Below are 15,435 nucleotides of genomic sequence, written 5' to 3'. Positions count from 1 at the left end.
AAAAAGCATTCAGAGAAGGATTTTATAAGCATTTTGCGGAGGATTCATGATGAAACGTCTCGAAAAAGTTTTCTTAGCACTCTGTGCTGTAGCTGCAGTACAAGCCATATCGGTAGCGGATGCGCATGCCAACCCAGCACGCTCACTCTTACAACAATTAGACACGAATAAAGATGGTCTCATTTCACTTAAGGAAGCGGTTCATCATACCGGACTACTTCGAAATTTTGGGTTGATTGACGACAATGAAGACGGAAAGCTTTCAGAATCCGAATTAGCGAAAAGTCAGTTAACACCTGGCAATAAAAAACTCACGGCAAGTGAGTAACTAAAGTAAATAAGCAGAAGAGGGTAAGGTTCTGATAAACAAGGTTTCGTTTGGCAAGCGAATAGTCCAGCTAGGTTCGCTCAGGCAGTTGACGTTAGTTAGCTTTTTACTGGCCCTTATTCCTCTTATTGCCCTACTTTGGCAGAGCCAAAGTGACTTGGCCAAAGTGGGGCAAATGACAACCCTCGAAACGCGTTTTGTGGTGGATGTTGTGGGTGATATGCAGCGTTTAGACAACGCTGTTGTGGACCTCGAGAGGAGCATTCGTCAGTTCGCGGTATTAAGAAGCGATCAAGTCGCCTCCCTTTCAGATAACGCAATCGAGCAGTTTACGCTTGCTGCGGATAACTTATGCCAAGCCTTGTCGGTTCCCACAACGTGCTCCCGCCTTTCTGGCCAGTTAAACCAATTAGCAGATTACCGGACTATTGAAGATCAATTGCTGCTAAATGCTTATTTAGCCTCAATTGGTGATAGCGTGGAACAACTTCGCGACGATGTTGAAGCTGTGATTACTGAGCGTGTCCAAGTCCAGCAGGACGACCTTAATGCCATGCAAGCTAAACAGGCTTGGTCTACGGCAATGTTGGTCAGTGTATCACTACTGCTGATATTGCTGGGCAGTCAGCTTATTGTTAACCCGGTAAACAACCTCAAAAAAATCATAAGGATTATGGCGCACAGCGACGGTGAATTGCCGCCTCTTTCAACTCAAGCGCCAAGAGAGCTTATCGACGTTGAAAAAGATTTACACTGGCTCTACGACCGATTACAGCAGTTGGAGCACATTAGAACTGCATTGTTGCGACATGCTGCTCATGAGTTGAAAACGCCACTCGCTAGCATCAAAGAAGGCTGTAGTTTGCTTTCCGAAAATGTAGTGGGAGACTTAAACGATAGTCAAAGAGAGATATTGTCATTACTTACATCGAGTACTCACCGCTTAAATACGCTGGTGGAGAAGTTACTCGATTACAACCTGCTCTTGCAGCAAGCACAGCCGAAGATCGTTAGAAGCGACGCGAAAAAATTGGTTTCAGCGTGTTTGGAAGATTATGCCTTAGCTATTCAAGATAGAGAAGTAGACGTAAATATCGACTCAACCGATGTGAACGTTGACGAAGAATTATTCAGAAGAATACTTGATAATCTGGTTTCTAACGCTGTAGCCCATGGCGCAGTGGGTAGGCCAATCAACATACATCTTTACAAAGAAAAAGAAAGTTTAGTACTCGATGTTGCAAATCGCGGTAAGCGAATCGCGCCAGAATCAGTACCTACATTGTTTGAACCTTTTATTCGTGGACCGGAGCCTAGAAATGACAATGTCATTGGAACTGGTCTTGGGTTATCCATTGTTGCCGATTGCGCTCGACTAATGCATGGTGATGTACGCGTGGTAGATGTAGACTATGCAGATGTTTGCTTCAGAGTGACCATTCCGCAGCAGGAAAAGTAAAATGAGAATAAGTGGTTTAATTGTCGCCTTACTGGTTCTGACAGGATGTCAGAGTTTAACCAGAAACAACGACAGTGCAGGTGAGCCTGAGAAGGTAACGCCTGTCCTGAAAGTAGAGCGCGGTTTTTGTTTGTTTGACGAGCCGCCACAGAATTTTGAAAATAATTGCGATGCAACCTATTGGTTAAATACGTGGATTGATGCTGCCAATCAGCCTTGGTTGGCGAGAAAGCAAACGTTGAGTGCCTTAGGCAAATCGACGTTCGATACGTTTCACGCATATATATTAACGCTGCCTAATGATACCCCTTACCAGGATCGACTCAGAGCGCAATTAGCACTGAATGACATTGCCATAGAACTTACCCCAGCAGCACAAGAATTAATAAGGGTTGTTGCTGGCGCGCAAAATAACCAGATTATGCAGCTAGAGTCGGCAATAATTGTGCTAGAGCAAGAGAATACGTCTCGGGGTGAGAAGTTAAAAGTGCTTGAAAAAGAAGTAGATAACCTACGCAAAAAATTAGAAGAATTGTTGCAAATAGAAGCGACATTGATGGATAAAAACAGGAGTACACAACAGTGAGCGAAAAGGCGAGTAGTAACCCTAACTTATTGTTGGTTGATGATGATAAAAGCTTATTGCGCCTATTAACCATTCGTTTAGAAGGTGAAGGTTATGAAGTGACCGCGGTTGAAGATGGCCAATCGGCATTGCGAAAACTTCAAAATGAAAGTTTTGATGTTGTGTTAAGTGACCTGCGGATGCCTGGCTTAGATGGTTTAAGTCTGTTCGAGGAAATAATGGGAATTAGAAAGGATATCCCAGTAATTCTTATGACAGCCCATGGCACGATTGCCGATGCCGTTGCAGCAACGCAGCGAGGGGTATTTGGGTTCTTGCCCAAGCCCGTGGATCACGACGAACTACGCACTTTGTTGCAAAAGGCGCTAAGTCAATCTCAGGCGGCACAGCCTGGAGACTGGGCAAAAGACATCATCACCCGTTCTCCAGAGATGCTAAACGTGTTGGACCAAGCGTTTCGTATTGCCAAGCGGGAAGTGTCTGTCCTTATCAGCGGGGCGAGTGGAACGGGTAAAGAACTACTTGCTAATGCTATTCATAAGGCGAGTAATCGCAGCGATAAACCATTTGTAGCGATTAACTGCGGTGCATTGCCGGAAAACTTGCTCGAATCAGAACTCTTCGGCCATGCAAAAGGGGCATTTACTGGCGCGGTCGCTGCCCACCCCGGCTTGTTCAGAGAAGCGGACGGCGGTACCCTTTTCCTTGACGAAATTGGCGATATGCCAATGACGCTTCAAGTTAAACTATTGCGCGCGCTGCAGGAACGTCAGATTCGTCCAGTAGGTAGCAGCAAGCATGTAGATATTGATGTGCGCATTATTTCAGCGACGCACAAAGATCTTCACAAAGAGATGGAAGAAGGCACCTTCCGAGAGGATTTATATTACCGTTTGAACGTAGTGAACTTAAAACTCCCGTCGCTAAAATCAAGAAGTGAAGACATTCCTCTTCTTGCGCGCTCTCTGTTGCAACAGAGCGCACAGCGACACGGTGTAAATGCAAGCCAGTTCTCTGATGATGCGATGCAGCAACTGGTAACCTCATCATGGCCTGGCAACGTACGTCAATTGGTTAATGTGGTAGAGCAGTGCGTAGCGTTAACACAAACCCCAGTGATACCGCTTCATTTGGTAGAGCAGGCGCTATCAGCAACTAAGCAAAGCTGGCCTACGCTCACAGAAGCCCGGGATGCCTTTGAACAGCAATATCTTCATAAGCTTCTTAAAATGACCGATGGCAACGTAACCCGCGCGGCCGAATTAGCCGGTAGAAACCGCACTGATATGCACAAGTTGATGAAAAAGCACGAGTTAGATGCAGCTGACTTCAGGTAATAACAAATAGATCTATGTCAAAACAGTGCGTTTTGCGCGGGTTGATGCTTCAAAGCAAGATTGTTTAACTTAACCTGTGATGAATTATCGTTATACAAATCAATAAACTGCTGGGCTAACCAGGGAGCGTCTTTATTGTCCGGGCGATGACAAAAAAAGTACACGTCTTTGCCTTCTTCCTGCCACTGATGCACTTTTTTGACCCAAGGCAATAAACAACGTTTATTGTTTTCATCTACATCGTTCCCTACAAAGCGCACAATAGGAGTATGACCTGTTGCAATTACGTTGACGGGAACTCGGGGCTTTTTCTGCCTGACTTCTTCAAGAATTGCACGTTTGCTAGTGCCGCTAACGTCTATCATTCCGCCAGCGTCTAAAGGGCCAGTAAATAGCGCTCGGGTGTCCATAATTATTCTGTTCGTACCGTGTCGAATTAAAAGTTGGTTTAGTGCTTTTTCCTCATTCCCTTTAGCGAAAAACGCCAGGTGGCGCACTTCAACCGCCACGTTCAATTCTTGCGGCAGCGCTGCTAAAAACGTATCCAGAACGGTAAGTTTCTCTGGTCCGAAAGAGGCGGGGAGTTGCAGCATCATAACCCCTAGTTTCTCTTTGAGCGGGCTCAGCAAAGAAAGCTGTTGGGCAACCTCTTCATCACAATGCTGCAATTGATGTACATGAGTAATGTTCTGGTGAAACTTAAAAGTAAATCGAAAACCTGCGGGCACCGATTCGCACCATCTCGCCACAGCATCTTCGTTGGGAAGTGAGTAAAACGTGGTATTCCCTTCAACGGTATTACACTCCTTTGCATATAGCGACAACCCATTATCAGTCTTTGGATAATTAGCAAACCATGAGCCGGGCCAATGGCTGTGTTGCCACATTGGCAAACCAATGTAGAGATTTCCGCGGGATATAGCTGAATTGTGCATATTTGTCATTGGGCTTTAGCAAGCATTTGTTTATACTATGCGGCCTTTAAATCATTACATTATGCATGTAGTGGGCGGGCCAGCTAATTGGCCAGCAAGTTTACGCGATTTTGGGCAAACTCTTAAGCCCAAAAAATGCGCGGTTTAAAACGCCAACTCACTGCACGCGAAGCAAGAAAAACATCAGGGGTCAACGACCATGCGCACAGATTACTGTGGGAATATCGATTCATCATACATTGGACAAGAAGTTACCCTTTGCGGGTGGGTTAACAAGCGTCGCGACTTAGGCGGTGTAATTTTCATCGACTTACGTGACCGTGAAGGTATCGTACAAGTGGTGTTCGACCCAGATTTGCCAGAGGTGCTATCGGTAGCTAACACGCTACGTAGTGAATTCTGTGTAAAGCTAACCGGTAAAGTACGTGCGCGTCCTGAAGGACAAATCAATAAAGACATGCGCACAGGTGAAATTGAGATCCTTGGCACTGGTCTTGAAGTGATTAATAAAGCTGACGTATTGCCGTTAGATTGGAACCAAGAAAACTCAGAAGAGCAGCGCCTTCGCTATCGTTACCTTGATCTTCGTCGCCCGGTAATGAGCCAGCGATTGCAGTTTCGTGCAAAAGTAACCGGCGCAGTACGTCGTTTCCTAGAAGAAGAAGGGTTTCTTGATATCGAAACACCTATTCTTACTAAGGCAACGCCAGAAGGTGCACGTGACTACCTAGTACCAAGCCGCACGCATAAAGGTGAATTTTTCGCACTTCCGCAATCGCCACAGCTATTTAAACAGCTTCTAATGATGTCGGGCATGGACCGCTACTATCAAATCGTTAAGTGCTTCCGCGATGAAGATTTGCGTGCTGACCGTCAGCCAGAATTTACTCAAATCGATATCGAGACAACGTTCTTAGACGCCGACGGCGTAATGTCTATTACCGAGCGCATGATCCGTGATTTGTTTAACAAAATGCTAAACGTTGACCTTGGCGACTTCCCGCGCATGACCTATGCAGAAGCCATGACGCGCTTTGGTAGCGACAAGCCAGACCTGCGTAACCCGCTAGAGTTAACAGACGTAGCAGACCTGCTTGCAAACGTTGACTTTAAAGTATTCAGCGGCCCAGCAAACGACCCGAAAGGTCGCGTTGCGGCTATTCGCGTACCAGGTGGCGCGTCACTTTCGCGTAAGCAAATTGACGATTACACGAAATTTGTAGGTATTTATGGTGCAAAAGGCCTGGCGTGGGTCAAAGTCAATGATGCGGGTGCAGGCCTTGAAGGCTTGCAGTCGCCAATTCTTAAGTTCCTTACGGAAGACATCACTAACGCCATGCTTGAACGCACCGGCGCACAAAGTGGCGATATTCTATTGTTTGGTGCAGACAGCTATACAGTGGTTACCGAGGCCATGGGCGCACTTCGTCTTAAGCTTGGTGAAGACTTTGAGCTTCTTGAAGGCGAGTGGAAGCCGCTTTGGGTTGTTGACTTCCCAATGTTCGAAGAATTCGACGGCCAGCTTCACGCTATCCATCACCCGTTCACTGCGCCACGTGGTCTAACGCCTGAGGAGCTTAAAGCTAACCCAGCTGAAGCCCTATCTGATGCCTACGATATGGTGTTAAACGGGGTTGAATTAGGCGGTGGTTCTGTACGTATCCATAATGGAGATATGCAGTCTACGGTATTCAACATTCTTGGTATTGATGATGAAGAAGCGAAGAACAAGTTTGGCTTCTTACTTGACGCTCTGCGTTTCGGCGCGCCGCCGCATGCAGGTCTTGCGTTTGGTCTAGACCGTCTAGTCATGCTTATGACAGGCGCAACGTCTATCCGTGATGTTATGGCGTTCCCGAAAACGACCACAGCGGCTTGTCCGTTAACGTCTGCACCTAGCCCTGCAAATCCACAGCAGCTTGAAGAGCTCGCTATTGCAACGGTGAAAAAGCAATCGTAATTTATGGCGTATAAGAAGCCTGAATCTGCACTGGTAGTGTTGTATGACCAACACTACCGAGTGTTGCTTTTACAGCGACAAGACGACCCTACCTTTTGGCAGTCGGTAACAGGCGCATTGGAAGATGGCGAGCTGCCCTTAGAAACAGCATATCGAGAGGTGCGTGAAGAGATTGGCATTGATGCCAAAGTACATGGGTTCGTGGTTAACGACCACAATAAACAAAACCAATATGAAATTCGTAGCCGCTGGCTACACCGCTATCCTCCAGGGACTGTGCACAACACAGAACATGTATTTTCCCTTCAAATAAACAGCGATTTACCCATTGTATTAACTGAACATCTGCAGTTCGAATGGGTGTCAAAAGACGAGGCGCTCGCACGTTTATGGTCTCCCTCTAATAAAGAAGCGGTATCTTTGTTTGTACCGAGTGTGCCTTAATGGTTATACTGGGTATAGATCCAGGTTCTCGGATTACAGGCTACGGTTTAATTGCGCGTAGGCAAGGTAAACTGGTATATGTGGCAAGCGGATGCATTCGCGTGGGAACGGCAGATTTGCCTTCTCGTCTTGCTAACATTTTTACCGGAGTTGGCGATATTATTCGTCAATATAAACCTGACCAGTTTGCTATAGAGCAAGTATTTATGGCGAAAAACCCTGATTCAGCGTTGAAACTCGGTCAAGCCAGAGGTGCCGCTATTGTAGCAGCCACGCAAGCGCAACTTCCTGTTGCTGAATATAGCGCAAGGCAAATTAAGCAGTCGGTCGTAGGAAAAGGTGGCGCAGACAAAACGCAAGTTCAGCATATGGTAAAACACCTTTTGAATTTAAGCGGCACGCCACAAGCCGATGCTGCCGATGCATTAGCCGTTGCCTTGTGTCATGCACACACCGAGCAGAGCCTGATAAATATGGCAGGACAAGCACGAAAAACCGTTCGTGGTCGTTTGCGCTAAACCTGCCTAAAGCTCACGCTTTTACAGAGATAACTCATGATTGGACGAATTCGCGGTACGTTGGCTGAGAAACAGCCTCCGGAAATTCTTGTAGATGTAGCCGGTGTTGGCTACGAAATTCACATGCCTATGACCAGTTTCTACCAGCTCCCTGCGGTGGGTGAAGAAGTGGTGGTTTACACACATTTTGTGGTTCGTGAAGACGCCCAGTTACTGTTTGGTTTTGCCGACAAAATGGAAAGAGGGTTATTCCGCGAACTAATTAAAGCCAACGGTGTAGGTCCAAAGCTAGGGTTGGCTATTTTATCTGGCATGTCAGCAGGTCAGTTTTTAGCAAGCGTGCAAAATGAAGATGTATCTGCGCTGGTAAGTTTACCGGGTATAGGCAAGAAAACTGCAGAGCGTTTAGTGGTAGAGCTGAAAGACCGGTTGGCTAAGTTTGGTAAAACGCAAAGCATTGCTATGCCGCCACCTACCAGCGATTTGCTTTCGGGTAACAGTATAGTGGCGTTAAATGACGCCCGCGAAGAAGCACAAAGCGCGCTTATTTCTCTCGGTTACAAACCTGCCCAGGCAAGTAAGCTAGTCGACAGCGTATACAAAGAGGGCATGGAAAGTGAGGCCCTTATTCGCGAAGCATTAAAAGCGGCCATTTAATGGCGCACAGTGAAGATGTCTATATTGAGATAGGCTATCTTACCATCACCGTTTAAAGTAGAACTATCATGATTGAAGCCGACAGACTGATTACGCCTCAAGCCAGTACCGAAGACGAGGTCATCGACCGCGCCATTCGTCCTAAAATGCTGGAGGACTATACGGGGCAGCCTCACGTGTGTGAGCAGATGGAAATTTTTATCCAAGCGGCGCGCAATCGCGATGACGCGCTAGACCATCTACTCATTTTTGGCCCGCCAGGGCTAGGTAAAACTACCCTTGCTAATATCGTGGCGAATGAGATGGGCGTGAATATTAAAACTACGTCTGGTCCAGTACTTGAGAAAGCTGGGGATCTTGCGGCACTGCTTACCAACCTTGAACGTAACGATGTATTGTTTATCGACGAAATACACCGCTTAAGCCCAGTAGTAGAAGAAATTCTTTATCCGGCTATGGAAGACTATCAGCTTGATATTATGATAGGCGAAGGGCCGGCGGCTCGTTCCATTAAATTAGATCTCCCTCCATTTACCCTAGTAGGCGCGACAACCCGCGCAGGCTCGTTGACGTCGCCATTAAGGGATCGTTTCGGCATTGTGCAGCGCTTAGAATTTTACAATGTAAAAGATCTCACCAGCATCGTGGCAAGAAGTGCAAGTTACCTTAACTTAGAAATGAATGAAGAAGGGGCGAAAGAAGTGGCACGTCGCTCTAGAGGAACACCACGTATAGCAAATCGTCTACTTCGTCGTGTTCGCGACTACGCCGAAATTAAGTCTGACGGTACGGTAGGCGCCGACACGGCTGCTAAAGCGCTAGATATGCTCGATGTAGACAAGGAGGGGTTCGATTATATGGACCGTAAATTGCTTACAGCTATTATCGAAAAGTTTGATGGTGGGCCGGTAGGCCTAGATAATTTAGCCGCAGCCATTGGCGAAGAGAAAGAAACCATAGAAGACGTGATTGAGCCGTTTCTTATTCAGCAAGGTTTCTTACAACGCACGCCACGTGGCCGTATCGTTTCTCAGCGCGCCTATCTTCATTTTGGTTTCGCTCCCTCTGAATAATTTTCCACCCTTTTTGTAAGAGGGGGGAGAGATTCTTCTTAAAGCCTAGCAGGATTGCTAGGCTTTTTCTGGAAGTGCAACTCAGTGTGACGCTCGAAAGGATAATGCTTGCACAAGGGATGCACTGTCATATGACTGCCGGCGTAGAAGCAGTTTTAGGGTTCGTGCTAAATGAGTGCGAAGTGCTAGCTAAAACAAGCGGCCGATATAAATCAATAATACAATTGCGTACATAACTTCTAAGTACTAATACTAAATTTTAGGCAAAAAAAAGCCCGCTCATTGAGCGGGCTAAAACAACAAGTGTTGAAGGAAATAAATCCAGGGAACTCATGTCTAACAGGAGAATAACTCTTGCATGACCGTGCTACGCACCATCACGCTCTGTACGACTGATGCTGTGCATTATAGAGATCACGGAAAAAACCACAATTGAGTAAAATTGTGATTTTAAATTAGAAAAACTAATGTGTTAATTGAGTGTTTAATATTGGTTTTAATTTGATTAAATGTCAGCTTTAATAGGGTCTTTGGAGTGTTTCTAGTTTGCATTTTATCGTGATAAATAGTTAGTCCAACTTCGATTTGGATTATTAATTCTTTAGTTTAAGGAATAGTTATGCATTTACATCAGGTAAGAGTGTATTACGAAGATACCGACGCAGGCGGTATTGTGTATTATGCAAACTACCTAAAGTTTATGGAGCGAGCGCGAACTGAGTGGCTTCGCGAGCTGGGCTTTGAACAAGATACCTTGATGGAACAATCCATCGCTTTTGTCGTCAAACACGTTGAAATGCATAATTATGCGCCTGCACGTTTCAATCAGCTGTTGAGTATTGAAACTCGCGTTGTAGAATTAAAAGGCGCTAGTATGACGTTTCAACAAATTATTAAAAATGAACAAGGTGTTACCTTAGTAACAGGAAATATTAAGGTTGCCTGCGTCGATTTGGCCGTTATGAAGCCAAAAAGATTACCACGTACTTTGTTAGGGGAAATTTCGCGTGTCATCTGATCTCACTTTTATTGGCTTGTTTTTACAAGCGAGCTTTATTGTTCAACTCGTTATGCTTTTACTACTCAGTGTCTCTGTAGCTTCTTGGACATTTATATTTCAGCGTAGTAAAGCCCTCTCTGCTGCCCGTAATGAAATGCGTCAGTTTGAGGACAAGTTTTGGTCAGGAGCAGACCTCAACCGCCTCTATCAAGAATTATCAGCAAGAACTAACTTAACCGGCATGGGCAGTATCTTTTGTTCAGGCTTTAAAGAGTTTGTTCGTTTGCGCAAATCAAACACTGCAACGAACGGAATCGTCGATGGTACATACCGTGCCATGCGCGTTTCGATGTCGCGTCAGGTTGAAGAGCTAGAAAGCCGTTTACCCTTTTTAGCCACCGCAGGCTCTATTAGTCCTTATATCGGTCTGTTTGGTACGGTATGGGGGATCATGAACGCCTTTATCGCACTAGGAGAAGTACAACAAGCTACGCTAGCTATGGTGGCACCTGGTATTGCAGAGGCATTGATTGCAACCGCCATAGGTTTATTTGCGGCTATTCCGGCGGTTATTGCCTATAACCGCTTTAGTCACCAAGTTGAGAAGCTAGAAAATAGCTATGGCAACTTTATGGAAGAGTTCTCAGCAATTCTTCATCGCCAAGCGGTTGCTGCGCAAGCACAACAACAAGCCTAAGCGTTTACATTCCAAACGGAGGACTTGTTATGTATGTAAGAAAACGTCGCAGGCCGGTATCAGAGATAAACGTAGTGCCTTATATCGACGTGATGCTGGTACTTCTCATTATTTTTATGGTTACGGCGCCACTTATTTCTCAAGGGGTAAAGGTAGACTTGCCTAAAGCAAGTGCGAATCCTATAGAACAAGAGGATACACCGCCTATTATTGCGTCTGTGGACGTTAAAGGTCGCTATTTTCTTAATGTGGGAGAAGACCAAGAGTCTCCAATTAGCGCAGATGAACTCGGTGCTATTGTAAAAGCACAATTAACCAAAGAGCCCAATACGCCTGTAGTCGTTAAAGGTGACGGGCAAGTAGCGTACAACGAGGTCATACAGTTGATGGTTTTGTTACAGCAGGCTGGCGTACCTTCAGTAGGGTTGATGACGGATCCGGTTGAGTAATATAGATATGTCTAAAACCGAAGTGTCGAAAAGCACATCAAACGCGGATGCATCCAATGGCGCAAAAGGCGGTGCGAAGACGCAAAAGACCAGCAATATAAGCCCTGAGCAAATGGGCTTATATAAATCGATTGGCTTACATATCCTCATCGCCGCTCTGTTGCTTATTAGCGTCAGTTTCTCTCCTGAGCCTTTGCCGAGTATGCCGTCGAATGCACCTGTTATAGAGGCGACCTTTATTGATGCGCAAGCCATAGCCGACCAGAAAAAAGCTCAAGCACAAGCTGAAGCACAAGCAAGAGCTGAGGAGCAAGAGAAACAGAGACAAGCGCAAGCCGCTGCCGAGAAAAAGCGCCAACAGCAGCTTGCTGCAAAGCGCGCGAAGGAAAAGCGTGAGGCCGAGGCAGCTGAAGCTAAACGTCAGAAAGAGCTAGAACGCTTAGCGGCGCAGAAAGAAAAAGAGCGAAAAGAACGGGAAGCAAAAGCGAAAGCAGAAGCCGAGCGTAAGAAAAAAGAAGCGGCTGAACGTGCAGAGGTGGAAAGGATCATGCAAGAGCAGTTAGCGCAAGAGCAAGCGGCTAATAGTGCGCGCAGGCAGCAGCAAGTGTTATCTGAAGTAGAGAAATATCGTAGTTTAATATCGCTGACAATAAACAGAAATTTGTACCGTGACGACAACTTCAGAGACAAAGTGTGCCGTTTGAACGTTAGGTTAGCAACTACAGGCTTCGTAACTAGAGTTACTGTTTTGAGCGGTGACCCAGCCTTATGTCGCGAGGCCGAGAGCGCCTTAAGACGTGTGGATAAATTACCTGTATCTGATGATCCCGATGTTTACGAAAAGCTCAAGGACATAAATTTAACCGTCAAATTGGAATTATAGTGGTATGAAAAAACTAGGTTTATGGATAGCGCTTATTACGATGGCATTTAGTGCCAACGTGTTTGCATCCTTAGAAATTGTAATAACCGAGGGCGTAGATAGTGCACGTCCCATCGGAGTTGTGCCATTTAAATGGAAAGGTCAGGGCAGTATGCCTGGCGACATTTCTAAAGTGGTAATGGCTGATTTAATGCGCAGTGGTAAGTTTAATCCGGTATCTGTCGACAAAATGCCACAGTATCCAGAGACTGTAGCGCAAGTGAGCTACACAGCATGGGCCACGTTGGGCGTTGATACGGTATTGGTAGGAAGTATTGAGCCGCAAGAGGGCGACCGTTATCTGGTAAGCTATGAATTGATTGATATCTTGAAAGGCCAGGTGGATAACGGTCAGGCAAAAGTGCTCAAAAACGGTAGCTTAGTATCGAGCAATGATCATGTTTTAGCCGCTCGTCAGGCTGTGATTAATGGTCGAGATTTTCGACAGTACGCGCATCGAATTAGCGACATAGTATATGAAAAATTAACCGGTGTTCGCGGTGCATTTCTAACAAAAATCGCCTACGTCATCGTACGTGACCGAGATACGGTTGAAAAACCGTATCAATTGGTCATTGCAGACTATGATGGCGAAAACGAGACGCGCTTGTTATCGTCTCCTGAACCCCTAATGTCACCCGTGTGGTCGCCAGATGGCGAAAAGCTAGCCTACGTTAGCTTTGAGAACCGCAGACCGCAAATTTTCATCCAGGATATCTACACCAGTGAACGCACGCGTATTACTGATTTTCCCGGAATAAACAGTAGCCCCGTGTTCTCGCCAGATGGCAAGCAACTTGCTATGGTTCTGTCGAAAGATGGAAACCCTGAACTCTATGTGATGGACTTAGCGACAAAAAATCTTCGCCGAGTTACACGCAATAGAGCGATTGACACGGAGCCTGCATGGCTACCCGACGGCAGTGGTTTAATATTTAGCTCGGAACGGGGTGGTAAACCCCAGATATATAGCGTAAATTTAAATTCTGGGAAAGTAAGGCGAGTCACCTATGTAGGTGAACAAAACCTTGGCGCTACAATTTCTCCAGACGGTACGCAAATGGTCATGGTTAACCAAACTAATGGGAACTACCACATTGCTAAGCAGTCTTTGGAGGGTGGTTCACCGCAAGTACTGACACGGACGTACTTAGATGAATCGCCAAGTATAGCGCCGAACGGAAGCATGATTATATACAGCACCCTTCATGAGGGCACCCAAGTGTTGTCGTTGGTTTCTCTTGATGGGCGTTTTAAAGCTAGGTTACCAGCAGCCAATGGGCAAGTTAAATCGCCAAGTTGGTCACCATTTTTGTTCTAACAATTTAACGACTAAACAATAAAATTTAAGGATTAGTAGGATGCAAATGAATAAAGTGATGAAGAGCTTCATTATCGCATTGCCAGTAGTGACAATGATGGCATGTTCTTCAGGCCCTAGCGAAGAAGAGTTGGCAGCAGAGCGTAACCGCCTAGCACAAGAGCAAGCTGCTGCGGAAGCAGATGCCCGTGAAGCAGAAGCGCAACGTGTTAAAGCAGAAGCGGCTCAGCGTATGAAGCGTCAAGAAGAAATGGTTCAGCAAGAAATGGAAGCGCTGAAAAACGAGCAAACCGTTTACTTTGACTTCGATCGCGCAAGCATCAAGCCAGAGTTCCAACGTATTTTAGACAAACACGCGGCGTTTTTGGTTAAAAACCCAAGCACTAAAGTGACGATTGAAGGTCATACTGATAGTCGTGGTACACCAGAGTACAACATCGCTCTAGGTGAGCGTCGTGCGCAGTCGGTTGAAACTTATCTACTTAATGCTGGCGTTAGCAGCAGCCAAGTAACCGTTGTTTCATACGGCGAAGAAAAACCAGCGGTGATGGGTTCTACTGAGTATGCATTTGCTCAAAACCGTCGCGGAGTGGTTGTATACCGCTAATGACTATTCTAATGAATAAGACATTAAAAATGGGCGTCACCTTATGTGCCGCCCTTGCTGTTTCTACCGCATTTGCGCAAGCACCTGTGGTAGACGCTAATGGTGGCAGCGAATTAGAGCAGCGCATTGTTGTGCTGGAGCGTATTGTAAAAAGTCGAACTGAGATGCAGCATAGGCTGCAAACTCAGCTAGACAATATGCAAATGGAAGTGGATCAGCTACGCGGTGCAGTTGAAGTGAATACCAATGAACTTCAAAAAGTACTAGAGCGTCAGCGTGAGCTTTATCTTGAAATCGATAAGCGCGTAGAAGCACTTAAGCAAAGCGGGGCGTTACAAGGTAGTGCAATGCCTAGCGCGGGTGTAGATTCGGGCTCTGTAAGCTCTCCAGCAGCATCTGTGCCTTCGCAAGCGCCTCAAGCAGGTGAAGACGAAGCCTATGAAAATGCGGTAAACCTGATCCTTCAGTCGCGTGAGTACGATAAAGCCATTCCTGCATTTCAATCGTTCATTTCACGATTCCCTAACAGTGGCTATGCGCCAAACGCGCATTACTGGTTAGGGCAGTTGTTGTTTAACAAACAGCAATGGAGTGAGGCTAGCGAGCAATTCAATATTGTAGCTAATCGCTTTACCGATTCTACTAAGCGACCTGATGCCTTGTTAAAACTTGGTGTCATTGCTGAGCGAACGGGAGACAGCGCAAAAGCGAGGCAGCTGTTTCAACAAGTTGTAAATGAATACCCAGATTCTTCGGCAAAACGCCTAGCTGAATCTAGATTAAATAACTTGTAATGGACAAAGCCTCTTTCAAAGAGGCTTTTTTATTATTTTACCTCTTCATTTCTTCAAAATACTTCACTTAGACGGCTTCAATCTTCTGCACCAAATCTCGCTTCTTTCCGTATAAATATTAATAAACTCATTTAGTACTGGTATAAATACCCAGCGATTTGTTTTCATTTTGACCGTTTAGTCGTATTTTGACAGAAAAATGAAAATAAAAGGACGTTATGGGTTGCGTCGAATAAAAATCTGAGTATTATATGCCGCCGTTGCCAAGACATCGGCAACAACAGGAAAGAAAGGGTCGTTAGCTCAGTTGGTAGAGCAGTTGACTTTTAATCAATTGGTCGCTGGTTC

At 45.8% G+C, this 15,435-nt stretch carries 17 protein-coding genes; 16 read left to right on the top strand and 1 reads right to left on the bottom strand.

Annotated features, from left to right (window positions below; all coding sequences use genetic code 11):
* The first annotated feature begins 46 nt into the window (after positions 1-46).
* From JC525_RS00265 to JC525_RS00250, 4 genes are all read left to right on the top strand, one after another.
* Positions 47-328, top strand: a complete 282-nt coding sequence (locus tag JC525_RS00265) for a calcium-binding protein (protein ID WP_233094796.1) — start codon at positions 47-49, stop codon at positions 326-328.
* Positions 329-389: 61 nt separating this feature from the next.
* Positions 390-1,787, top strand: a complete 1,398-nt coding sequence (locus JC525_RS00260; RefSeq protein ID WP_198813866.1) for a sensor histidine kinase — start codon at positions 390-392, stop codon at positions 1,785-1,787.
* A gap of 1 nt (position 1,788) precedes the next feature.
* Complete coding sequence (locus JC525_RS00255; protein ID WP_198812859.1) at positions 1,789-2,373, top strand: hypothetical protein; 585 nt, start codon at positions 1,789-1,791, stop codon at positions 2,371-2,373.
* Positions 2,370-3,710 (top strand): sigma 54-interacting transcriptional regulator, encoded by a 1,341-nt coding sequence (locus JC525_RS00250; protein ID WP_198812856.1) that lies wholly within the window; start codon positions 2,370-2,372, stop codon positions 3,708-3,710. The genes JC525_RS00255 and JC525_RS00250 overlap by 4 nt, the downstream gene beginning before the upstream one ends.
* 17 nt (positions 3,711-3,727) lie before the next feature.
* On the opposite strand, the gene JC525_RS00245 is transcribed toward JC525_RS00250, so the two are convergent.
* Positions 3,728-4,645 carry a DUF72 domain-containing protein gene (locus JC525_RS00245; RefSeq protein WP_233094794.1) on the bottom strand — a complete coding sequence of 306 codons (918 nt, stop codon included), beginning with the start codon at positions 4,643-4,645 and terminating at the stop codon, positions 3,728-3,730.
* 199 nt (positions 4,646-4,844) lie between these two features.
* Here JC525_RS00245 and aspS point away from each other — a divergent pair, with 199 nt between their 5' ends.
* The 12 genes from aspS to ybgF all read left to right on the top strand — a co-directional run bounded on the left by aspS (position 4,845) and on the right by ybgF (position 15,087).
* The gene (gene aspS, locus JC525_RS00240) at positions 4,845-6,605 is read left to right on the top strand and encodes an aspartate--tRNA ligase (protein WP_198812852.1); all 1,761 of its coding nucleotides are present in this window, start codon (positions 4,845-4,847) and stop codon (positions 6,603-6,605) included.
* Between the two features lie 3 nt (positions 6,606-6,608).
* Positions 6,609-7,049 (top strand): dihydroneopterin triphosphate diphosphatase, encoded by a 441-nt coding sequence (gene nudB, locus JC525_RS00235; RefSeq protein ID WP_198812849.1) that lies wholly within the window; start codon positions 6,609-6,611, stop codon positions 7,047-7,049.
* The gene (gene ruvC, locus JC525_RS00230) at positions 7,049-7,567 is read left to right on the top strand and encodes a crossover junction endodeoxyribonuclease RuvC (RefSeq protein WP_198812836.1); all 519 of its coding nucleotides are present in this window, start codon (positions 7,049-7,051) and stop codon (positions 7,565-7,567) included. The genes nudB and ruvC overlap by 1 nt, the downstream gene beginning before the upstream one ends.
* 36 nt (positions 7,568-7,603) lie before the next feature.
* Complete coding sequence (ruvA, locus tag JC525_RS00225) at positions 7,604-8,224, top strand: Holliday junction branch migration protein RuvA (RefSeq protein ID WP_198812833.1); 621 nt, start codon at positions 7,604-7,606, stop codon at positions 8,222-8,224.
* Between the two features lie 68 nt (positions 8,225-8,292).
* The gene (ruvB, locus tag JC525_RS00220; RefSeq protein WP_198812831.1) at positions 8,293-9,297 is read left to right on the top strand and encodes a Holliday junction branch migration DNA helicase RuvB; all 1,005 of its coding nucleotides are present in this window, start codon (positions 8,293-8,295) and stop codon (positions 9,295-9,297) included.
* Positions 9,298-9,916: 619 nt separating this feature from the next.
* Entirely contained in the window at positions 9,917-10,315 is a 399-nt protein-coding gene (gene ybgC / locus JC525_RS00215) for a tol-pal system-associated acyl-CoA thioesterase (protein ID WP_198812829.1), read from the top strand.
* Positions 10,305-10,994, top strand: a complete 690-nt coding sequence (gene tolQ, locus JC525_RS00210) for a protein TolQ (protein WP_025254600.1) — start codon at positions 10,305-10,307, stop codon at positions 10,992-10,994. The genes ybgC and tolQ overlap by 11 nt, the downstream gene beginning before the upstream one ends.
* A 29-nt stretch (positions 10,995-11,023) precedes the next feature.
* Complete coding sequence (tolR, locus tag JC525_RS00205) at positions 11,024-11,443, top strand: protein TolR (protein WP_105931903.1); 420 nt, start codon at positions 11,024-11,026, stop codon at positions 11,441-11,443.
* Positions 11,444-11,450: 7 nt separating this feature from the next.
* Entirely contained in the window at positions 11,451-12,326 is an 876-nt protein-coding gene (gene tolA, locus JC525_RS00200; RefSeq protein ID WP_198812827.1) for a cell envelope integrity protein TolA, read from the top strand.
* Between the two features lie 4 nt (positions 12,327-12,330).
* The gene (tolB, locus tag JC525_RS00195; RefSeq protein WP_198812825.1) at positions 12,331-13,686 is read left to right on the top strand and encodes a Tol-Pal system beta propeller repeat protein TolB; all 1,356 of its coding nucleotides are present in this window, start codon (positions 12,331-12,333) and stop codon (positions 13,684-13,686) included.
* 40 nt (positions 13,687-13,726) lie between these two features.
* On the top strand, positions 13,727-14,293 hold the full coding sequence (gene pal, locus JC525_RS00190; protein ID WP_198812822.1) for a peptidoglycan-associated lipoprotein Pal: 567 nt from the start codon (positions 13,727-13,729) through the stop codon (positions 14,291-14,293).
* Positions 14,293-15,087 carry a tol-pal system protein YbgF gene (gene ybgF, locus JC525_RS00185; protein WP_198812820.1) on the top strand — a complete coding sequence of 265 codons (795 nt, stop codon included), beginning with the start codon at positions 14,293-14,295 and terminating at the stop codon, positions 15,085-15,087. The genes pal and ybgF overlap by 1 nt, the downstream gene beginning before the upstream one ends.
* Positions 15,088-15,435 lie beyond the last annotated feature (348 nt).

It is taken from the genome of Alteromonas sp. IB21 (genome assembly GCF_016405965.1).
Lineage (GTDB): Bacteria > Pseudomonadota > Gammaproteobacteria > Enterobacterales > Alteromonadaceae > Alteromonas.
This window is presented reverse-complemented; position numbering and strand designations above follow the sequence as displayed.